This is a genomic window from Pectobacterium sp. IFB5596, assembly GCF_021432585.1.
In the GTDB taxonomy this organism is placed as follows: Bacteria; Pseudomonadota; Gammaproteobacteria; order Enterobacterales; family Enterobacteriaceae; genus Pectobacterium; species Pectobacterium punjabense.
This window is the reverse complement of sequence record NZ_LXFY01000001.1, coordinates 34717-56121: the sequence shown is the minus strand read 5'-3', so window position 1 is coordinate 56121 and position 21405 is coordinate 34717. Positions and strand designations below refer to the sequence as shown.

Here is a 21405-nt window from a genome sequence, read left to right as displayed (position 1 = left end):
GATAACTACCGTTATTTCATATCTGCTGATACCAGCAGGTATTTCCTTTGGGACTAGGAGGTAAACATAATGAAAAAGTGGCCACACCTACTGGCAACCTGCGCGCTGGCGTTTGGTATCAACACCGCTAATGCCAACGACGGCAAAACGCTCTATTTTTATAACTGGACCGAATATGTACCGCCGGGCCTGCTGGAACAGTTCACCAAAGAAACGGGCATCAAGGTAATTTACTCCACCTATGAATCCAACGAGAGTATGTATGCCAAGCTGAAAACCTATAAGGACGGTGCCTACGATCTGGTTGTGCCATCGACCTATTTCATCTCCAAGATGAGTAAAGAAGGCATGCTGCAAAAAATTGATACCAGCAAACTCAGTAACTTCCATAACCTCGATCCGAACCTGCTGCACAAGTCCTTCGATCCGAACAATGACTACTCCATTCCCTATATCTGGGGCGCAACAGCGATAGGTATTAATCATGAAATGATTGACCCCGCCAGCGTCACCGGTTGGGCCGATCTGTGGGATAAGAAATATAAAGACAGCCTGCTACTAACGGATGATGCACGTGAGGTATTCCAGATCGCCCTGCGTAAACTGGGTTACTCCGCGAACACCACCGATCCCAAAGAGATTGAGGCGGCGTATAAAGAACTGCAAACCCTGATGCCAAATGTACTGACGTTCAACTCGGACAACCCTGGTAACCCGTTCATTGAGGGTGAGGTTAATCTGGGTATGGTATGGAACGGTTCTGCCTATGTGGCGCGTCAGGCGGGCACACCGCTGGATGTTATCTGGCCCAAAGAAGGCGGCATCTTCTGGATGGACAGCCTGGCAATTCCAGCCAACGCAAAGAATGTTGACGGTGCGATGAAGTTGATCGACTTCCTACTGCGCCCGGAAGTGGCGGCTCAGGTTGCAGAAACCATCGGCTATCCAACGCCAAATCTGGCTGCGAAGAAATTACTGCCTCCTGAAGTGTCAGGTGACAAAACGTTGTATCCAGACGATGAAACCATTGCCAAAGGCGAATGGCAGAACGACGTTGGCAGCGCCAGCACGCTATACGAAACCTATTTCCAACAGCTAAAAGCCGGCCGTTAATCACACGCGCTATCGTGATGTGCATCGGCTAAATCACAGTGGCTTCCCTTATCGGAAGCCATTTTTTTAGCGATGATATCTAAAGCACTCAAATTGACAGCTAAAAGCATTATCGTGACGGCATTAGGAAAATAATTACATGCAACTTCTCCTATAATAACACCATACTCATCAGAACCACGATAAGGAGCACCATCATGCTGCAACTCTCCAGCCACAGTTTTCAGGACGGCGAAACTATCCCAGGCGAATTTGCCTTTGCTATACCGGATGCAAACAGCCGCATTGCGCTGTCTTCTAACCACAATCCCCATCTTGTCTGGCAGGGCACTCCCGCAGGGACACAGTCTTTCGTGTTGATCTGCCACGACCCGGATGTACCTAGCCGCGGTGACGATGTGAATCAGGAAGGCCGTGAGGTAAGCGCTTCTCTGCCGCGCGTCGATTTCTACCATTGGCTATTGCTGGATATTCCCGCCAGCGTCAGCGAAATTGCCGCCGCCTCGCATTCCAATACCATCACTCCTCGTGGGAAAGCAGGCCCAAACGCCCCCGCAGGGCTCCGGCACGGCATCAATGATTACACCGCCTGGTTCGCCGCCGACGAACAAATGAAAGGCAATTACTATGGTTATGATGGCCCTTGCCCGCCGTGGAACGATGCGATCGTCCATCATTATATTTTCACACTTTACGCCCTCGCGACGTCTTCTTTAGCGATAGAAGGTGAGATCAACGGGACAAGTGTCCGTGCCGCGCTCGCTAACGCGCCCGTATTGGCTGAAGCCAAACTCACCGGGCTGTATACGTTGAATCCTCAATTGCTATGAGTGTGACCGCTTTACGCCCTGCTTCTCCGTCTATCATTGCAGAGGCGGACTGGCGTTTGCCATCAGGCCAGCCGCTACAGCGGTATGGCCTGTGTGCATTAGCACAACCTCATCTACGCGCCCCCCAGCAGACAACGCGTTTTCATTTTTATGAAGCCACGCTTCTGCTGGTTCTCTCCGGCCAACTAACCATTCTCGAACAAAACAAAACGACGATTGTCGACACGCCGTCTCAGCTTTGTCTGATTACGCCTGACGCAAGCGCCGATCTGGCGAAAACGCCCGGCGGTCGTGATTCCGCTTTCCGGTCGATCTTTCTGACGTTTTCATCCACGCTTCTGACGCGTTTTTATCTCCGCTATCCTGATGAACACGTTCCTGCGCAACCCCCATCCCCCTTCACGATTTTCACGTTGGATGACGATCTCACCAGCACATTACAGCATCTGGTTGAAGGGATTACCGGCAACACGCTCAATGAATCGCGTCTAGAGCTCCGGTTGATGGACATGCTGCTGGTGTTATCAGAGCGAGGATATCGTTTTGGCGTGCCGCCACAGCCAGGCGTTTCTACCCAGCTACGCGCGCTTATCAGTGAAGAGCCGGAGCGCCACTGGACGGCACAGTCAGCGGGGCGTTTGCTGGCTATGAGTGAAGCTACGTTACGCCGAAGGCTATCCGCCGAGCAGACGCGCTTTGAAGTATTGTTGCTAGAGACACGGATGCAGCACGCGATGATGTTGGTACAGACGACGTCATGGAGCATGCAACGTTTGGCTGAGGCCTGCGGGTATAAATCCTCTGCGCGTTTTTCCGAACGGTTTAAAAACCGTTTTGGCTGTTCACCCACCAAAATTCGTTAATCCGTCATCGACGAGACAACACCATCACCGGCAACATCCAAAACAAAGCGCCCTGTCAGATAGACCAACAGGGCGCTAAGCAACAACTCAAAATATAATCAGAACAACGTTGGCATATTACTCTTTCTGTTCTTGCGCCAAATCGTGAGCGATTTTCACCGTTTCATCCAGATAAGGATCGGGTGCCTGATAATCTTTCGGCAAATCGTCCAGCGATTTGAGTGGCTTCTTGCCTTCTCGCACGAGCCGATCGTTAATCCGGTTCAGACGCAACGCTTCATCATCGTCATTCTCTTTCTCACGCTGGGCAAGATTGAGCGAGACGAAATTGCGCTTATCCTTCATCGCGTTGTAGCGGGCAATATCCTGAGCAACAAACTGGAACTCGGGATCTTTGGCGATACGCTCCTGATGATGTTCATTCAGTTTGCTAATCAACGCCTTCAGATCGCCGCTCTTGATGTAGTTGGCTGCTTTAATGCTATCCCACGGTAACGCGTTATCTTCGAACTTCTCGCCGGTATCTACCGTTTCGGTGCCCGTTGGCATCATCACATCTGGCGTCACGCCTTTCATCTGAGTACTACCGCCGTCAATACGATAGAACTTCTGAATCGTGTACTGCACGGAACCCAACGCAGGCCAGTCAGGGCGCAGCATCTGATCGTAAATCCGATTCAGCGAGCGATACTGCTGTACGGTGCCTTTACCAAACGTCGGTTCACCCACGATCAGTGCACGACCGTAATCCTGCATCGCCGCCGCGAAGATCTCGGAAGCGGAAGCACTGAAACGGTCAACCAACACCACCAGCGGGCCTTTGTAATACACAATGCCGTCGGTATCGCTGTCTTCGCGCACCTTGCCATTATTATCGCGTACCTGAACGACAGGGCCGCTTGGGATAAACAGACCGGAAAGCCCTACTGCTTCCGTCAGCGCACCGCCGCCGTTCGTCCGCAAGTCAATCACGATGCTGCTGACGTTCTGTTTTTCCAGTTTCTGGAGCTGAACTTTTACGTCATCCGTCAGACCGACATAGAAACCTGGGATATCCAACACGCCGACTTTATCTTTGCCAACCGTCTTGACGGACATTTTAACTGCGCGATCTTCAAGGCGGATACGTTCACGCGTCAGCGTGACAATACGGGTTTTCGTCCCTTTACCTGCGGGCAGAATCTCCAAACGCACCTTACTGCCTTTCGGCCCTTTAATCAGCGCAACGACATCATCCAGACGCCAGCCGATAACATCTACCATTGGCTTACCGCTTTGGCCTACGCCAACCACGCGGTCACCGACAGTAATATTTTTGCTCTTCGCTGCGGGGCCACCGGGCACCATGGAATTAATCATGGTGTAGTCATCATCCATCTGCAACACGGCACCAATCCCTTCGAGCGATAGGCTCATTTCGGTATTGAATTGCTCGGTGTTACGCGGTGACAGGTAGCTGGTATGCGGGTCAATTTCACGCGCAAAGGCGTTCATGATCAGTTGGAAAACATCTTCGCTGTTGCTCTGCGCCAAACGACGAATCGCAAACTGGTAACGCTTGGTCAGCGTCTCTTTGATGTCTTTATCATCTTTACCCGTCAGCTTTAGGCTGAGCCAGTCATATTTCACCTTGGCATCCCACAGGCGGTTAAGTTCCCCTGCGTTCTGCGGCCAAGGCGCTTTGCTACGATCGAGCTCAAACGTATCATTACCCGTCAGATCGACCGGTTTTTCCAGCAGCGACAGTGCATATTGAAAACGCTCAAACCGACGCTTCTGCGCCAGATTGTACAACGCGTACGGAACATCCAGTTGACCGGATTTCAGCGCGTCGCCCAATTGGGCTTTTTGCCCGGAAAACTGCGCCACATCAGAGGCCAGCAGCACATTGTGGCTGTAGTCCAGCATGTTGAGGTAGCGGTTAAAAATTTTCTCAGAGAACTGCGCATCCAGCATAAACTGGCGATAATGCGAACGCAGGAAACGTGAGGCCACCCTGTCGCTTACGGTGGCATGTTGAGGCTCCTGATGTAGCTGAGGGATCTGCTCAACACGCGTAATGTTTTCATTTGCAAAACTAGAGCCCGCCAGCAGTAAACCTGCAATGGCGGTTATTCTGACTAAGTTGTTCATGCCCAGGTTGGCCTCCGTATCAGAACTGCAAGTGTTCTGCGCGTACAATCATTGCCAGTCCAGAAGCCAATTGTACTCTGACTTCGCCTTTGGCAATTTCAAGCACGGTGGCATCCATGGCATCTTTGCCGGCTCTGACTTTGATTTCCTGACCGATTTGCAGTTTGGAAACATCCGTAACCGCAACCCGCTGACGCTCATTGCTGGCAGGCTTTGCCTGACGCGGCTGAGCATTCGCTGATTGCTGAGAAGAGGACTGAGATTGGCCGGAAGAAGACTGGCGTGGTTTACGCGGTGCATGGTTTTGAGACGCAGGGTTTCGAGATGCATCGTTTGAAGCATCGCGACGCGGCGCACGTCTCTGAGCAGGACGAGGTGTACGCGCTGCATCTGCCGTTTCTCCGGCTGCTTCACGTTTTTTCGCCTGCTGCTCAGCACGCTGAGCTTGAACTCGCGCTTTCGCTTCTTCCAACTGCGTGCGAGCATGATCAACATGCTGCTGTTCCAACTCGCCACACGGGTTACCATCCAGATCTACACGTTGAGCACCCAATTTTACACCGTATAGATACCGCCAGCTTGAAGTATAAAGACGCAGCGCAGAGCGTAATTGCGTCTTACTGACGTTATCGGATTCCGGTACACGCTCAACAAGATCTTGAAAAATACCGATTTTTAACGGACGTGTTTCACCTTCAGTGGTGAAACAAAGCGGGAACCGCTCTGCCAAAAAGGCGATGACTTCTTTACTACTGTTCAACTTAGGTTGATTTTCCATGAAATTTCCTGATTACAACGGGTTTGCCAACCGGCGCAGGCATGAACAGGCGTCATTATAATGACGCCATCGGCAATTGCCACGTTAACCTTGTCTCAACGAGAGAGAATTGATGAATGTCATCACATCGCTCGCTTCCAGTTGAGCACAAAGTACGCTCACTACGGCCTTCAGCCCTTCTTCATCATCCGCGTCAAAACGTTGATAAAGGGTACTGTCAATATCCAGAACGCCAATCCGTTGCCCATTAACGACAAGCGGTAGCACGATTTCAGCATTACTCGCGGCATCACAGGCGATATGACCGGGGAACGCATGAACATCATCCACACGCTGAATGCGATTTTCAGCTATCGCCGTACCGCACACACCTTTGCCAACTGGAATACGTACACAGGCAACCTTACCCTGAAACGGTCCCAGGAAAAGCGTGTCGTTATCCAACAGGTAAAACCCTGCCCAGTTAACCCCATCCAAACGCTCAAACAGCAGCGCACTACTGTTTGACAAAATCGTAATAAAACGGTTTTCATCCGCAATAAGCGATGACATATCGCGAATGAGATCCTGATAAAACGCTTGTTTATTCATACTTGTTTATTCATAAAGTCTATCGTTGTCTTTTCGAAACAGTGCGGACAATTCCCACACAGGCTGCATTAGCATCGGCTACAGAATGCCATAAGATGAGCGCCTTCGCGCGAAGAATCATCCGCTTTACGGTATCGTTGTCGTGCATATCGTGCTATTTCCATCTGCAAAATAACATCGGTCAGCAATCATATCCTTTTATGAATTTATCATTCAGTTACACTGAGTCGCTGTGAATACGTTATCCATTAGTAATAACGGGGTTCGATACCTTCTACCGGATCGCAGGAAAGATGAAAATACATAATATAACCAGCCCTGCGCCGTTTTCTTCTCCCCGCCCACCGCTAAGCAGTGGCGCAAAAAGCACCGCGTCCGCCATAGACCGCTATCACCGCTGCCCGGAATGCGATGCTGTTTTTACGCTACCCCAGTTGAAGCGGAACCAGACAGCAAACTGTCCACGCTGTGATGCCAAAGTCAGTTCAGGCAGAGACTGGACCATTTCTCGCCTTGCTGCAATGGCCGTCGCCATGCTGGTACTCATGCCTTTTGCCTTCACTGAACCGTTGATCAGCATTCGTCTGTTGGGTGTCACGATTAATGCCAGCCTGTTTGAAGGTATTTGGCAAATCACCCGACAAGGACACCCGCTCACGGCAAGTATGGTCGCCTTTTGTACCGTTGGCGCACCGCTAACGTTAGTTTTTTCGCTGTTATACCTGTTTTTTGCCCCCCGAATCGGTATGAACCTGCGCCCTATTCTGCTCATGTTGCAACGGCTAAAAGAGTGGATGATGCTCGATATCTATCTGGTTGGTATGGCCGTCGCCGCGATCAAAGTCCGTGAATTCGCAGATGTTCAGGCGGGTATCGGGCTCGTTGCCTTTCTGGCGCTGATGATCTTAAGCCTGTTGACGTTGATCCACTTAAATACCGATCAGCTTTGGCAGCGGTTTTATCCGCGCCTGAGGCCGCTCATTTCTCCAGATCGCTACCGAATCTGCCTTTCCTGCCATTTCACCAGTTCGCCCGACAACCGTGGGCGCTGCCCCCGTTGCCATATTCCGCTTCGTTTACGCCAGCGTCAGAGCTTGCAGAAATCCTGGGCGGCGCTGATTGCCTCTATAATTTTACTGTTACCCGCCAACCTGTTGCCCATATCAATTATTTATGTCAACGGTGCACGCACGGAGGATACGATCTTTTCCGGTATTCTTTCGCTTGCATCAGGCAATATTCCGATCGCAATGGTGGTTTTCATCGCCAGTATTCTGGTGCCGTTTACTAAGGTTATAGTGCTGTTCGGCCTGCTGGTTAGCATTCATGTCCAGTCGGAAGGCAATATAATGATGCGCATGAAGCTGCTGCGTGTTATCCGTTGGATCGGCCGCTGGTCCATGCTCGATTTATTTGTGATTGCCCTGACGATGTCGCTCGTCAACCGCGATCAACTACTCGCTTTCACCATGGGGCCTGCTGCTTTTTACTTTGGCGCGGCGGTGATTCTCACTATCCTTGCCGTTGAATGGCTGGATAGCCGACTGATGTGGGACAACACTGATGTGGAATAACAATGCAAGATAATACGCCTGGGACACCAACCGAAGCTACCGTGAAAAACAAGCGCCGTCTGTCGCCATTTTGGCTGCTGCCGTTGATTGCGCTGATGATTGCCGGTTGGCTGATTTACACCAATCAGCAGGAGCGCGGCGCGACGGTTACCATTGATTTCGTCTCTGCCGACGGGATTGTCGCCGGACGTACGCCTGTGCGCTATCAAGGTGTCGAAGTCGGTACCGTACAAAATATCAAGCTGAGCGAAGACCTGCGCACCATACAGGTCGAAGCCAGCATCAAAAGCGATATGAAGGAAGCGTTGCGCAGCGGTACGCAATTCTGGTTGGTCACCCCCAAGGCCTCTCTCGCCGGGGTTTCGGGACTAGATGCGCTGGTGGGCGGTAACTACATCGGCATGATGCCCGGTTCCGGCGAGGCGCAAGAACACTTTTCTGCGCTGGATACCCAGCCCAAATACCGCGTTAACACCGGAGAATTGCTGATTCATCTTCACGCTGACGATCTCGGATCGTTGAATACCGGCTCGCTGGTTTACTACCGTAAAATTCCGGTGGGGAAAGTTTACGATTATACCGTTTCTCAGGATCGTCGCGGCGTGATGATTGACGTCCTGATTGAACGCCGTTTCACCCATCTGGTGAAAAAGAATAGCCGTTTCTGGAATGTATCCGGCTTTAATGCCGACATCAGCGTCAGCGGCGCAAAAATTGAGATGGAGAATCTGGCGGCGCTGGTCAACGGGGCAATTGCCTTCGATTCGCCAGAAGAGAGCGAGGATGCAGGCGCCGAGCAATCCTATCGCCTCTATCCCGATCTGGCGCAGAGTCAACGTGGTGTGAAAATCACGCTAGATTTACCCTCCGGTGACAGCTTATCCGAAGGCCGAACCCCTCTGATGTACCAAGGGTTGGAAGTCGGCACGTTGAACAAAATTCTCTTAAACCCGGACGACGGCAAGGTCAGCGGGGAGCTGATCATCGATCCTTCCGTGGTGTCGTTGATGCGCGAAGGTACACGTATTGAACTCAGCAAACCCCAATTTTCGCTCAGCGACCTGAATGTGTCACGCCTGCTAAGCGGTCCCACGCTGACATTACTCCCCGGCGAAGGCGAACCGCGCCAGCATTTTACTGTATTGGATAGTGGGCAGCAGCAGCTCGCCCAGCCCGGAGCACTTTCTATTCAGCTCACCGCCGCACAAAGCTATGGTATTGATAGCGGTCAACCCGTGCTACTGCACGGCGTACAAATTGGTCAGGTCGTGAAACGCACACTGGATGAACAAGGCGTCAGCTTCATTCTGGTGATCGAGCCACGTTATCGCCAGCTATTGCACCGCGACAGCAAATTCATCGTTAACAGTCGCGTGAATGTGAAGATGGGGTTGGATGGGATTCAAGTGTTGGGTGCCAGTGCACAAGAGTGGGTCAGCGGCGGCATTCAGGTTTTACCCGGTAGTAAGGGAGAGATTCAGGCACGTTACCCGCTGTTCAGCGATCTCGAAAAAGCCGAAGAAGGTATTCGCGGTGCCACCCCCTCGCCTACCCTCACCCTGGTAACCGACAGTCTACCGGATATTCAGGACGGCTCTATCGTGCTGTATCGTAAATTCCAGGTAGGTGAAATCATGCGGGTGCGACCCAAGGCGGATACCTTTGAAGTCGAGGTTTATATCCGTCCAGAACATCGCAAACTGTTGACAGAAAACAGCGTATTTTGGGCTGAAGGTGGAGCCCGTGTGCAGTTGAATACCTCGGGTCTGACCGTGCAAGCTTCCCCGCTGAATCGGGCGCTTAAGGGAGCGATCAGCTTTGATAATCTGGAAGGCGCGCCGGAAATCAAAGGCGGAAAACGCATCCTGTACAACAACGAAACGGCGGCGCGCGCCGTGGGCAGCCGCATCATTCTGCGCACCTACGACGCCAGTAAACTCGCACCGGGTATGCCGATCCGCTATCTGGGCATCGATATCGGCCAGTTGGATTCGCTGAAGCTGTCCGAACAACGCAACGACGTATTGGTGCAGGCGGTGCTCTACCCTGAATACGTGCGTAATTTCGCCCGTTCTGGAACGCGCTTTTCCGTCGTCACGCCGGAAATTTCTGCTGCGGGTGTAAATCATCTGGAGACGCTATTCCAACCTTATATTAACGTCGAACCGGGCAATGGCAGCGTAACGCGTAATTTTGAGCTTCAGCAGGCGACTATCTCTGATTCACGCTATCAGGACGGCTTGAATATCAGCGTTGATGCACCGGAAGCCGGCGCATTGCAGGTTGGTACGCCGGTTCTGTTCCGCGGTATTGAAGTCGGTACCGTCACTGGGCTGTCGCTAGGCACTTTGTCGGATCGCATCGCCGTTTCGCTGCGCATCAGTAAACGCTATCAACATCTGGTACGCGATAATTCCGTCTTCTGGCAAGCTTCTGGCTACAATCTGGAATTCGGACTGGTTGGCGGCGTTATTAAGAGTGGAACCTTCCAGCAGTTTATTCGCGGCGGCATCGCTTTCGCCACGCCGCCTAGCACACCACTCGCGCCGAAGGCTCAGGAAGGGAAGCATTTCTTGCTGAGAAACGAAGAACCTAAAGAGTGGCGGCAATGGGGTACGGCGATCCCAACTCCCCCGGATAATTAACGTTCAGCACCTAACAGGGCGGCGATAGTCGCCCTGTCGTTTTCACGCTATCGATGCAAGATCCGTGTTACACTTCGCCACTTCTTTCCCCTCGTTTTACTGAATAACCGGTACGGAACCACGTCGTGGCAAAATTTACCCCAGCCAATCTGCCTGCTGAATTTCTCGACACAATGCGGGACATTATGCCTTCATCGCTTTCGATGGAGGATTTCGTTGCCGCCTGCCAGCGTCCGCTGCGCCGGAGCATCCGCGTCAATACGTTAAAAATCAGCGTTGATGCCTTTCTACAGCTCGTGCAACCTTATGGCTGGCAGCTTGAGCCGATTCCCTGGTGTCAGGAAGGTTTCTGGCTGCTGAATGCGGAAGAGGAAAACACGCGGCTCGGCAATACATTGGAGCACCTGAGCGGACTCTTCTACATTCAGGAAGCCAGCTCCATGCTGCCCGTCAGCGCCCTGTTTCATCGTAATGATGCATTGGGGACGCTTTTGGATGTGGCCGCTGCGCCGGGTTCCAAGACGACGCAGATCGCAGCACGACTGAATAACGAAGGCGCCATTGTTGCCAACGAATACTCGGCAAGCCGGGTAAAAGTGCTACATGCTAACATCAGCCGTTGCGGCGTCAGCAATACCGCGATTACGCACTTCGATGGGCGTGTTTTCGGCGCGGCGCTGCCGGAATATTTTGATGCGATACTGCTGGATGCCCCGTGTTCAGGTGAAGGCGTGGTGCGTAAAGATCCGGCGGCGATGAGCCACTGGTCGCAAGAGAGTATTCTCGACATTGCGGCTACGCAGCGCGACCTGATTCTGAGTGCGTTCCATGCCCTAAAGCCCGGCGGCGTGATGATTTATTCCACTTGTACGCTGAATCGGCAGGAAAACCAGCAGGTTTGTCATTGGTTACAGGCACAATTCCCTGATGCCTGCGAGTTTGAGTCATTAGACGATCTCTTCACCGACGCCAAACGCGCGACAACGGAAGAAGGCTTCCTGCACGTCTTCCCGCAGATTTATGACAGTGAAGGCTTCTTTGTTGCCCGTTTACGTAAAACTGCTAGCGTACCACCACTGCCACGTCCGAGTTATAAAGTCGGCAAATTCCCGTTCTCTCCCGTCACACACAAAGATCGTGTGTTACTTACAGAGGCCGCGCGTAAACAGGGTATTCACTGGGATGAGGAGCAACTTCAACTATGGCAGCGTGATAGCGAGATTTGGCTTTTTCCTACGGCACTTGCCTCCGCTTTTGGCAATATCAAATTCTCACGCATTGGCATTAAGCTCGCCGAACGCTTCCCCAAAGGCTTCCGCTGGCAGCATGAAGCGGTTGTGGCATTGGCCGATCCAAGTGCGGACAATGCCTACGCGCTGAACGACCGCATCGCCTGCGAGTGGTTTCAGGGTAAAGACAGCTACCCAGACCCGCTTCCTACTGCGGATGAGCTGATTTTAACTTATCAGAATACGCCCGTTGGCCTGGCAAAACGCATCAGCAGCCGGATAAAAAACAGCCTACCGCGCGATTTAGTTCGGGATGGTGCTTCTTCCGCACAGCCTCTTGCTAATGAATAAATGCGCTTTCTGCATCAGGTGGCGATAAAACCACCTGATGAACCGCTCATCCGCCCTTTTCTTACTGATTCTCATCTACAATTACCCTGACAGATAGAGAAACTCAGTAATATCTGGAGAGCGACATGTTTGCGTTAGTGATATTCGTTTGTTATCTCGGGCATGGCTGTGACGATTTGGTCGTCGGTGCCTACAACACCGACGCGCAGTGTCTACAAGCGATGGACGAACAGCGTCTGCGTCGGGCTGGCTGCTTCCCCATTGAAGAGTATATTGATGGCTTCTGGGTTCCTGCCCAAGAGTACGCTGATTTCTAATCCTCTCTCTGCGTATTCTCATCGGCACACGCGGCCAATCCTTCATCTGATTATCAATTCCTATAATTGCGCCTAAATCCTGTCAGTTATTTGATTATCTTAGTGTTTAGGTTCAGTATTCTCCCCGCTCCGCATGCCCAACCAGGGAAATCATGCGGCGTTGCTTATCAATCAGGATACCTACTTTAATAACTCTCACGTGACGGATTACACATGACATTGTTATCAATACCTTCATTATTCTTGTCAGCGACGCTCATATGCGCCTTCTACACCACACCTGCGTTTTCGAGCAAATTTGACAACAAAACATTCGATGAAGTACAAACCGTAGCCAATCAAAATGATGCCGAAGCGCAGAACGCATTAGGCGATATGTATTACGATGGCTCTGGCGTAAAACAAGATTATCAGCAGGCAATCAGCTGGTATCAAAAAGCCGCCGCGCAAAACAATCCTGAAGCCCAATACAGCCTGGGTTATATGTTTGCTAACGGAGAAAGCGTCCAACAAGATTATGCTCAAGCGGTTGTCTGGTACACCAAAGCCGCCGAACAAGGTTATGCATGGGCGCAAACCAATCTGGCAGATTTATATGATACCGGTGAAGGTGTTCAGCAAGATTATGCCCAAGCTCTGATCTGGTATACCAAAGCGGCGGAACAGGGAAGTACCTACGCACAAACCAATCTGGCTTATTTGTATGATAAGGGTAACGGCGTTCAGCAAGATTATGCCAAAGCCCTTGCCTTGTACACCAAAGCGGCGGAAAAAGGGAATGCCCGCGCACAAACCAATCTGGCTTATTTATATGAAACAGGGAACGGTGTTCAGCAAGATTATGCCAAAGCCCTTGCCTGGTATACCAAAGCGGCAGAAAAGGGAAATGTCCGCGCACAAACCAATTTGGGTTTATTGTATGAATCTGGAAAAGGTGTTCCACAAGATTATGCTCAAGCCCTGATATGGTATACCAAGGCAGCAAAGCAAGGGGATGCTGATGCACAAACAGATTTGGGGTATTTATATGATACCGGAAAAGGTATTGCGCGAGATCGTACCCAAGCAATAGCCTGGTATCAAAAAGCCGCTGAACAAGGCCAAGTCCATGCGCAATACAATCTGGGTCTCGCTTATAACAATGGTAACGGCGTTAAGAAAGATCACGCCCAAGCCGTAGCGTGGTACACCAAAGCTGCCGAACAAAATCTACCGGATGCACAATATAATCTGGGTCTGATGTATTATGAGGGAAAAGGTGTTCCTCAAGATAATACGTTAGCCCACACCTGGCTTTCTATTGCATTGGCAAACGGAAAAAATGAAGCATACCAGCCAGTTATGACTCTTACTTTGAAAATGAAGCCTGAAGAACTACTGGAGTCACATAATAAACTCACCGAGTTTAGAAAAAAATTCTCAATACCTGACCCCGTGATTTCCTAACGACTCATCACTACATATCGATCAGGGCGGTGACACTACCGCCCTCACCTCGTTTTCAACGCCACCTTTTTATCGACATACGCCAAAACCGCGCATACCAAAGTGAAAGTGATTAGCATGTGCGGCATTATATTCCGGCCCCAGAGCATTACCGAAAAAATGGCAACTTTCCCTGAATGTAGTACGCAAATAACTGCCGCGTTCATCCATGGCCGGCCACTGACTCAGGACGCTAACCTGTCGACCATCAGAGAACCGAAAAGCGGCGACATCCCACGCATCTGCCGTTGCATGTTCACTCAAACGCCCTTCTGGCCTGTGATACACATTGCGGCAGGCGTAGCTGCCCATATGGTCGATACGCGCCAACGATGTGCCAAGAGCTTGCGCCTGCGGCACCGCAACCTGCGTCACAAACATGGTGCTACTCAACGCCAATGGACAACTGGCGAGAAAACTGGAACTCAGCGTGACCGCACCAAAACGTTGAACCCGAACGGGAGACATTACCGGACATTGCCCACTGATGTCATTGGCCTCGGCGAATCTCAGCCGTCCGTTTTCCTGTGCCTGCTTTAACACCGCCAAACAGGCATCAGGGTCGCTGGCGACAGACTTCATTTTCAATCGGGTAATAAACGTGGGCGGGTCATCGACAGACAGCGGAGAAAAGGGATCGTAACCGGGTGGAAGCTGGCGTTGAATCCAGGGCGACAAGGCAATTAGCGCCCCCAGCATCACAGCAAATATCAACCATCTCCGCATCAGCATTGCCCCGGTTATTTTCTTCTCCTGAACAATATTATGCTATTAATGCGAATTCGGCCGGACTCATCCCCAGTGATATTCCCGCCTCCGCGATTTTCTGCCACTCCTGATCGGACAGATAAATACCGTCAGCATGACGTTGCGCCTGAGACAATTTTTCTGGCTCGCCCGCGATTAAGATAGGCTGTGTCGGATCGGGAGCGGTTGAAGAACGGACGTAGTCCAGCATGGCATCATATTCTTTTTGCAACCACGCCATGGAAACCATGCTGGTGGGATCGATGACAATCGTCGTCATATTATTCACTATCGCCCCCTGACGTGTATTCTCCGGCTGAATAGTTCCGCCACCGGAAAGCAGCCCCGCCAACATTTCAGCCGCTAAAATCAACCCGCCACCTTTATGTTTCGCAATCGGCTTCAATGCCCCGTGTTTTTCGCCTTCCCACATGACTTTCGGATCGTTAGTGGAAACACCGTTGCAATCGAGCATCACCTCTTCATCAAACGTTTTACCTGCCAGGTACGCAACGCGGGTTTTCCCCAGCGCCACCACGCTGGTGGCAAAATCCAGAACAAAAGCCGCATTGTGCTCTGTTGGCGGGAATGCAATACAGATCGGGTTTGTTCCGAAGCGCGCTTCACTACCACACCAGGGAGCCACGATCGGGTCGAGATCGTTAACATTGACAAAGTGTATCGAAACAAGCCCGGCGTCCGCCGCCATTTCCCCATAGGTGCCGATGCGTCCTAGGTGACAGGTCGACGACAGGGTCATTAAACACACGCCTGTCGTTTTCACCCGCTCAATGGCCGCTTGCATCGCTTCTTTACCCGTACGCTGACCAAAGCCACGATCGCCGGTAAATTGCAGTACAGCTCCACTGTCACGGAGTAAACGCGCCGGAGTGTTCGGGTGCATAATCCCTTTTCCGATGAACGCCACATAGTGCGGCAACATCCCTACGCCATGGCTGTCATGCCCTTTTAAGTTAGCGGTCACAAGGTGTTCAGTGACAATACGGGCTTCACTTTTTTCACATCCTGCTTTCTGCAATACGACTTGCACTGTCGCCATCAGACGATTGACTGAAATCTGCATATCCCTTCCTTTCATCCACTGATTGATTATTCACAGAATTCATCCTACTGCGGAACCGGAATGAATGGCATAGGAAATAAAGAACAGTATTTTTGAAAAAGAAAAGCAAATCCCTCTGATATTCATTTCAATCGAGGAGGAATATCATTCAACACATCAAGTAAAAACGCCTAGTTAATCAAATAAACCGTGAAGGAATGAACCATGAAAAGCATCAAAAATTTTATCGCAGTTATCGCACTCTCTACCTTGTCCTTCGGTGCGTTTGCCGCTCAAGAAATCGCGACCGTTTCCATCAGCGGTGCAAAAACGTTGGATTCTTTCGAAGCTCAGGTCGCTCAAAAAGCCCAAAAGGCAGGCGCATCATCATATCGCATCGTTTCTGCTACCGGTCACGATCGGTTACACGGGACCGCTATTCTGTATAAATAATTCATACCAGACGTCAGGGAGCCTCAGGGCTCCTCTGTCGTATTTTGCTCAGCAACGGGGTTGCACAAAGGAGCCTTTTACATCATCCTTGTGGTGATCACGCTTGCTAGGAATTTCGTCCATCGCATCGTGTTCTATTAATTTTCTCGATAGCCTCTATTTCAGAGAAGAATAGACGAATAAAAAACATTGAGATGAACGCCTCTACATTTATATCATTTATTTTAGGTAATCCAAGGACTTACTTATTAAAACCCTCCACATATCAACAGTTTCCTTCCCCTCCGTTACCGAGTTAAAATCAATAGTATCAGAAAGATAATAAAATACCGCCCCCCCTAAAATACCGGGAGGATTAATAATTATTAAGATTTCCTTCTTTAATAACAATGATAATATTCTTCGACATTACTCTTTCAGGTATATATCAATGAAACAGAAACTCCTCATTGTGTTGCTATCTATAGCATTCTCTTCTACTGTTCAGGCAACATCGTCTTATCAGTACCATCATGATAGTAATAGCCAGAGCACTGGAAAAACAAAAATAGAAGATAAAAAACAAGAGAAAAATCGTTTCGTCTGTGATGGTAGACAATATTGTTCTCAAATGAGTTCTAGAGAAGAGGCATATTTTTTCATTCAAAATTGTCCTGATACCAAAATGGATGGCGACAATGATGGAATACCTTGCGAAAACGACTCACGTTTTCCGCCACTTAGAGCAAAGAGATATTAGCTATCCCATAAATACACACTGCATTTAAAATAGCCCGCCACGCTTTATGAGTTCATATTCAGTCACTCGCTGAGATCTAAGTACAGAAGACCAGCCGAAAATCATAATGATTTATAAACAAAAAACCCCAGCTTTACGCTAGGGTTTTTGGGTGCTTTTCTTGGCCGCTCCGGTTCAAACCATCATCGCTATCGCAAGAGAAACATTAATTCAATTTGGCTTATTACAGCGCAACTTGATTACAGCGCAACAACGTTGCCAGCTGATGGGCCTTTCTGACCATTTTCAATGGTGAACTCAACCTTTTGGCCTTCGTCCAGCGTTTTGAAATCGTTGCTCTGAATAGCAGAGAAATGTACGAATACATCTTTGCTACCGTTGTCAGGAGTAATGAAACCGAAACCTTTACCAGCGTCAAACCATTTTACTAAACCAGTCATTTTGTTAGACATAGAAATTACCTTAATTTTTTATAGCGCCTTCCGGCAAATAGGGCCTGTGCACAGAATTTAATTAGCAACAATAAGGAGGCTCAAAAGAAGGGATATCTATGGATAACACTTTGAAATGAGAACTGCTTTACTAAACTGCTTTTTAGGTCTGCGAATCAAACCGACGAGCTATTAACGCACGTATAAAAATCTTTAGCAAGCATTTATTTTAAAAGCGTTTAAAAGACACGGCACCAGACGCTGAACCGCGATAATCATGAAAATAAGCGGATGTTTTATCAGCAGCCAAGAGGATTTTTACCATTTATTTAGTTTGCCATAGCCTAATTGTCCCCAGCCCCAGCCTCTGCGACACACTCTTGTTCGTTTCCATTTGCGATAACATCAACAGCCTCTCTTATTTCCGATTGAAAGCGCATTGCACTCACTCCAGAGTAAACACTCTAGATTATTAACGTAGCGGGTATATCGCGTACGACTTGCTCCTATTACAGTAGCAACCCAAAGGTGATGGGTGTCTGAATATCCGCGGTTATCTGAGCTTTGTATGGTACTGTTGTCATTGGAGAACTTAAAAATTTCCTGTCCTAGAGAGGGATTTAGATGTTTGGCTGGCGTAAAAAAGAGTACGAGAATAACTATATCAAGCTATTGCTCAATATTCCGTCGCCCCCGACTGCATGGCATCCCAGAGTAGAGATTGCTGTTGGAGGATTAACAGAGATCGGCTTTTCTCATCGACAAAACCATCTGTTACTGGTCATATCCTCCTCAGGACGAGGAGTGTTCAACTGTATTACTGGCGAAAAGGTTGCCAGAGACGTAGAGGAATACGGGAGCTGGTACGATCCCATCAATTTAACCTGTAAAGGCATAGGTCCACTAGCCGATGAGGATATTTCCATTGCCGGACTATGTGGCGGCGGATTGCCAATGTGTAATCAATATGGTGAAACATTGGTACGGGCCGCACCAGAATGGCCCCTTGAAGTCCTAATCTGGTGCCCACCAAGTAAAGATGCGTTATGCATAGGTCATCAGGAGGGGTGCCTTAAACTGCTTTCCGACCATTTCCGTTGTACGGGATTTTCATGGAATGGTGAATTCATCATTTCCGCTACGAGTAGTGATATTACCGTGTGGCACAGAAAACCATCGTTTAGCCAAAGTACTACCGCTGTACCAGCTCAAACATAGCGGCTAGTTGACTACTACAGTTTGAACTGACCGCATATTCTTCGTACCGCTACAGCTAATGGTTAGTTAAGCTTTCTTTTACCTTTGTCACACAACGAGGAACCATCAACTCTCTGAGTGTACCCCTTATATCATCGTCATATTGTCGATTAGGAGGGCGATGATCTTGACGGAATGATTCGGCAATCTTAGCCGATGTAACAATATACTCCGACTCATCAATACCAAAATCTGAAAGGCTAAAACCGCGTTCTTTGAAACTGGATACCTCTTCATTAACAATTGCCAGTACATCTCTGTCCGTTGATCCCGCCTTGTCAGTAATATTCCACTCAGTCAGGCAGATTTCATGTGCAGCTTGGCTGGTATCATTAATGGCAGCAAACGATACTAATGGTAAAGCCAGTACTAACATAATGATGTTGCGCATTTTAACGTCAATCTCTTTGAAATAAAAAGGCTCGCTAAAGCGAGCCTGGAAATGGTTTTTCATTTGCGACGTTAAAGTCTTAGCTCCTTGCCGCCGTTCTTTATCAAGATGTCTGCTATATCCTGATTGCCGTTAGCTATAGTCACCACTAAAGGACTGTATCCGCTGTCATTAACAGCATTAACATCTGCCCCTTTTTCCAGAAGAAATATAGCCATTTCTTTGTTACCAATCATTCCCGCTAAATGCAGCGGAGTGAACCCAGCGCCAGTCTTTGAATTGATTAACTCAGGATTCTTATTGATTAATTGGATCGCTTCTTTATTTGATGTTTTTGACCAAATTAAATCCGCTAATCTTTGGTCTTCAGTCAAATCGGAAGCGCAGGCAGAAAAGGACAACAAAATAGCAACAACAAACGATAAAACCGATTTCATACACACTCCAGTGTTCACTCATCCATAAATAGAATGCCAATGATACCAGCGTTATGTTGCTAATAGTTATCTGTTAATTTACACAGCGAGCACAGTAGAAGCAGCATCGCTTTAATAAAAAACCGCACTAGTGGCAGGTTTCTGCCGCTTGCGGATACGGCCAGTTCGCGGATACTGGATACTCGGGGGGAAGAAATACACCTATCTATAAAAGGCCGTATATTAAATTTCGTGGGTTTTTCGTGTATTTTCGCGCCACCTAAAATAAACCATTAAAAATCAACAATTTAAAAAAAAGACCGAACACGATTCCTGTATTCGGTCTAGGGAAATGGCTCTTGGGAGAGCCGTGCGCTAAAAGTTGGCATTTATACAAGCTGCACTAGCCTTGTACCTTAAGCGTAGCCAACTCCACCGCGTTTTCCAGCGTCACCCCGTTCGTAATTATCACAAATGGAACAGATTTCACACTTTATCTTAACCAGATGGAAGTAATTAGTTAACATTAAATAGGTAAATCAATTACTTCATGGCTTACCATCTGGCAAGCATAATTGTTCTGCTCGCTCGATAAATGGCTGAAGGCTTTTCTTCTGTCCGGGATGCTTAGGATCGTCCAGCCAAATCACGTCTATCGGTTGTGCACTTACCTGCCCGGACTTCATCTGCTCAATGGCGATATCGTTTAGCGGATATTGCATCAGCGTCCCTGTATGTAAGGCGTACAGCGCATTGCCAGGGCGACAAATCAGTTGAACTTCTTCGCGAGTAAAAGCCCAGCGATCGCCATATTCCAGCCGGCTGATATTTGCCAGTTTGGCGGCAGCAAAAGCATTCGCAGAAAGTGAGGTAAGCACGATAGATAGCAAAAGTTTCTTCATCATGGTATTCCCGACATGCGTATTCAGACAATGATGTATGTGAGTTTTACAGCCTTATCCAGATCACAGAAAGACAGCATCAAACCTTATAAAACATAAAGTTGTATATCACTACTAGCGCGATCATAGCGACAGAGAGGGATGAAGTCGAGCGCGAAGCAAAGAATAAAATCGGCTGAGAGAGATAAGCAAGAAGATCGTTTGAGGAAAGAAATAGCGGGATAAAAAGAACATTATCCCGCGTTATTCAAATGCGTATTAACCGACAGAGGCGTCGATTGTCATTAGGCTGACGGTGCCGCCGCAGACATTTTTTTCAAGTCCTGATCGATGAAGAATAGACCGCCTTCACTCGCTTTGACCAGAGCCAATTTGTCCAAAATAGAACGGAACAGCTTTTCTTCTTCATGCTGTTCGGCCACGTACCATTGCAGGAAATTAAAGGTAGAATAATCCTGCAAAGCCATCGCCGCATGCGCCAGCTCATTAATTTTTGCTGTAATCAACTGTTCGTGTTCATAGGTCAACTTGAAGACGTCAGCCAGTGAATCAAAATCAATCGGCGGTGCAGCAATCGCGCCTAGCACAGGCAGGCTTCCCGTATCATCCAGATAGTCAAACAGGCGCTGCATGTGCTGCATTTCTTCCTGAGAATGTGTCTTCAGGAAACTCGATGCGCCTTCAAAACCTTTATCACCGCACCATGCACTCATTTGCAAATACAAATTCGCGGAATAAAACTCCAGATTAAGTTGCTCATTCAGCTTCTGAATCATTTCTTTTTTTAGCATAGTAACTCCCTATTTTTCCCGGCAGGTGAAATTATTTAGGGCATTATGCCTGAAAAAACAAAATAAAAAACACTTTATTAACAGCAACAAAATATTAATACAATAAACATAAAAAACAATGCATTACAAAAGTTGCTATTGATATTTATTATCACTTAAGAGCGATTTTAATGTATTATTGCGAATCATTTTTATTACCAAAAAAGTTACAATATCGAGCTATATCACTTACGATAAATCTGTATTAAAAATGATTCCTATTCCGTAATCAGAATAATAAACATCCACATGACAAAGTGAACACTT

The 21405-nt window shown here is 48.8% G+C and carries 22 protein-coding genes; 11 read left to right on the top strand and 11 right to left on the bottom strand.

The features are described 5' to 3' along the window. The first annotated feature begins 69 nt into the window (after positions 1 to 69). On the top strand, positions 70 to 1113 hold the full coding sequence (gene potD, locus A6301_RS00265) for a spermidine/putrescine ABC transporter substrate-binding protein PotD (protein ID WP_107170635.1): 1044 nt from the start codon (positions 70 to 72) through the stop codon (positions 1111 to 1113). Here potD and A6301_RS00260 read toward each other — a convergent pair. Further along, positions 1110 to 1331 (bottom strand): hypothetical protein, encoded by a 222-nt coding sequence (locus A6301_RS00260; protein ID WP_133169877.1) that lies wholly within the window; start codon positions 1329 to 1331, stop codon positions 1110 to 1112. The genes potD and A6301_RS00260 overlap by 4 nt on opposite strands. Here A6301_RS00260 and A6301_RS00255 point away from each other — a divergent pair. Beyond that, positions 1311 to 1943, top strand: coding sequence for a YbhB/YbcL family Raf kinase inhibitor-like protein (locus A6301_RS00255; RefSeq protein ID WP_107170636.1), 633 nt, complete (start codon positions 1311 to 1313; stop codon positions 1941 to 1943). The genes A6301_RS00260 and A6301_RS00255 overlap by 21 nt on opposite strands. Beyond that, positions 1940 to 2806, top strand: a complete 867-nt coding sequence (locus A6301_RS00250) for an AraC family transcriptional regulator (protein WP_234256831.1) — start codon at positions 1940 to 1942, stop codon at positions 2804 to 2806. Before A6301_RS00255 ends, A6301_RS00250 begins: the two co-directional genes overlap by 4 nt. A gap of 117 nt (positions 2807 to 2923) precedes the next feature. On the opposite strand, the gene prc is transcribed toward A6301_RS00250, so the two are convergent. From prc to A6301_RS00235, 3 genes are all read right to left on the bottom strand, one after another. After that, positions 2924 to 4939: a carboxy terminal-processing peptidase gene (prc, locus tag A6301_RS00245; protein WP_234256830.1), complete on the bottom strand. Its 2016-nt coding sequence runs from the start codon at positions 4937 to 4939 to the stop codon at positions 2924 to 2926. A gap of 19 nt (positions 4940 to 4958) precedes the next feature. Then, positions 4959 to 5717: an RNA chaperone ProQ gene (proQ, locus tag A6301_RS00240; protein ID WP_107170639.1), complete on the bottom strand. Its 759-nt coding sequence runs from the start codon at positions 5715 to 5717 to the stop codon at positions 4959 to 4961. Between the two features lie 84 nt (positions 5718 to 5801). After that, on the bottom strand, positions 5802 to 6308 hold the full coding sequence (locus A6301_RS00235; RefSeq protein WP_107170640.1) for a GAF domain-containing protein: 507 nt from the start codon (positions 6306 to 6308) through the stop codon (positions 5802 to 5804). A gap of 293 nt (positions 6309 to 6601) precedes the next feature. Here A6301_RS00235 and yebS point away from each other — a divergent pair, with 293 nt between their 5' ends. The 5 genes from yebS to A6301_RS00210 all read left to right on the top strand — a co-directional run bounded on the left by yebS (position 6602) and on the right by A6301_RS00210 (position 13870). Then, complete coding sequence (yebS, locus tag A6301_RS00230) at positions 6602 to 7882, top strand: membrane integrity lipid transport subunit YebS (protein WP_107170641.1); 1281 nt, start codon at positions 6602 to 6604, stop codon at positions 7880 to 7882. A gap of 2 nt (positions 7883 to 7884) precedes the next feature. After that, positions 7885 to 10527 carry a PqiB family protein gene (locus tag A6301_RS00225; protein ID WP_234256829.1) on the top strand — a complete coding sequence of 881 codons (2643 nt, stop codon included), beginning with the start codon at positions 7885 to 7887 and terminating at the stop codon, positions 10525 to 10527. 125 nt (positions 10528 to 10652) lie between these two features. Beyond that, the gene (gene rsmF, locus A6301_RS00220) at positions 10653 to 12107 is read left to right on the top strand and encodes a 16S rRNA (cytosine(1407)-C(5))-methyltransferase RsmF (protein WP_234256828.1); all 1455 of its coding nucleotides are present in this window, start codon (positions 10653 to 10655) and stop codon (positions 12105 to 12107) included. Positions 12108 to 12232: 125 nt separating this feature from the next. Beyond that, positions 12233 to 12424, top strand: a complete 192-nt coding sequence (locus A6301_RS00215; protein WP_234256827.1) for a YebW family protein — start codon at positions 12233 to 12235, stop codon at positions 12422 to 12424. 213 nt (positions 12425 to 12637) lie between these two features. Beyond that, on the top strand, positions 12638 to 13870 hold the full coding sequence (locus tag A6301_RS00210) for a tetratricopeptide repeat protein (RefSeq protein WP_234256826.1): 1233 nt from the start codon (positions 12638 to 12640) through the stop codon (positions 13868 to 13870). Positions 13871 to 13939: 69 nt separating this feature from the next. Here the strand turns inward: A6301_RS00210 and A6301_RS00205 are convergent, their stop codons facing one another. Then, positions 13940 to 14635 carry an extensin family protein gene (locus tag A6301_RS00205; protein WP_215484279.1) on the bottom strand — a complete coding sequence of 232 codons (696 nt, stop codon included), beginning with the start codon at positions 14633 to 14635 and terminating at the stop codon, positions 13940 to 13942. Positions 14636 to 14672: 37 nt separating this feature from the next. Next, a complete protein-coding gene (locus A6301_RS00200; RefSeq protein ID WP_205542298.1) occupies positions 14673 to 15740 on the bottom strand; it encodes a malate/lactate/ureidoglycolate dehydrogenase in 1068 nt (355 codons plus the stop codon). A gap of 204 nt (positions 15741 to 15944) precedes the next feature. Between A6301_RS00200 and A6301_RS00195 the strand changes: the two genes are divergently transcribed. Both A6301_RS00195 and A6301_RS00190 read left to right on the top strand, forming a co-directional pair. Beyond that, positions 15945 to 16172, top strand: coding sequence for a YdgH/BhsA/McbA-like domain containing protein (locus A6301_RS00195; RefSeq protein WP_107170647.1), 228 nt, complete (start codon positions 15945 to 15947; stop codon positions 16170 to 16172). Between the two features lie 430 nt (positions 16173 to 16602). Continuing rightward, entirely contained in the window at positions 16603 to 16911 is a 309-nt protein-coding gene (locus A6301_RS00190; protein WP_234256825.1) for an excalibur calcium-binding domain-containing protein, read from the top strand. 239 nt (positions 16912 to 17150) lie between these two features. Here the strand turns inward: A6301_RS00190 and cspA are convergent, their stop codons facing one another. Continuing rightward, on the bottom strand, positions 17151 to 17363 hold the full coding sequence (gene cspA, locus A6301_RS00185) for an RNA chaperone/antiterminator CspA (protein WP_005967874.1): 213 nt from the start codon (positions 17361 to 17363) through the stop codon (positions 17151 to 17153). Positions 17364 to 17966: 603 nt separating this feature from the next. Here cspA and A6301_RS00180 point away from each other — a divergent pair. After that, positions 17967 to 18560: a hypothetical protein gene (locus A6301_RS00180; protein ID WP_234256824.1), complete on the top strand. Its 594-nt coding sequence runs from the start codon at positions 17967 to 17969 to the stop codon at positions 18558 to 18560. A gap of 55 nt (positions 18561 to 18615) precedes the next feature. Here A6301_RS00180 and A6301_RS00175 read toward each other — a convergent pair whose 3' ends face one another. The 4 genes from A6301_RS00175 to ftnA form a co-directional block, all read right to left on the bottom strand. Next, positions 18616 to 19053 (bottom strand): hypothetical protein, encoded by a 438-nt coding sequence (locus A6301_RS00175; RefSeq protein ID WP_234256823.1) that lies wholly within the window; start codon positions 19051 to 19053, stop codon positions 18616 to 18618. Positions 19054 to 19061: 8 nt separating this feature from the next. Then, on the bottom strand, positions 19062 to 19427 hold the full coding sequence (locus A6301_RS00170) for an ankyrin repeat domain-containing protein (RefSeq protein ID WP_107170650.1): 366 nt from the start codon (positions 19425 to 19427) through the stop codon (positions 19062 to 19064). 527 nt (positions 19428 to 19954) lie between these two features. Further along, positions 19955 to 20311 carry a YebY family protein gene (locus A6301_RS00165; protein ID WP_205542296.1) on the bottom strand — a complete coding sequence of 119 codons (357 nt, stop codon included), beginning with the start codon at positions 20309 to 20311 and terminating at the stop codon, positions 19955 to 19957. A 281-nt stretch (positions 20312 to 20592) separates the two neighbouring features. Further along, on the bottom strand, positions 20593 to 21099 hold the full coding sequence (gene ftnA, locus A6301_RS00160; protein ID WP_015840082.1) for a non-heme ferritin: 507 nt from the start codon (positions 21097 to 21099) through the stop codon (positions 20593 to 20595). Positions 21100 to 21405: the final 306 nt, after the last annotated feature.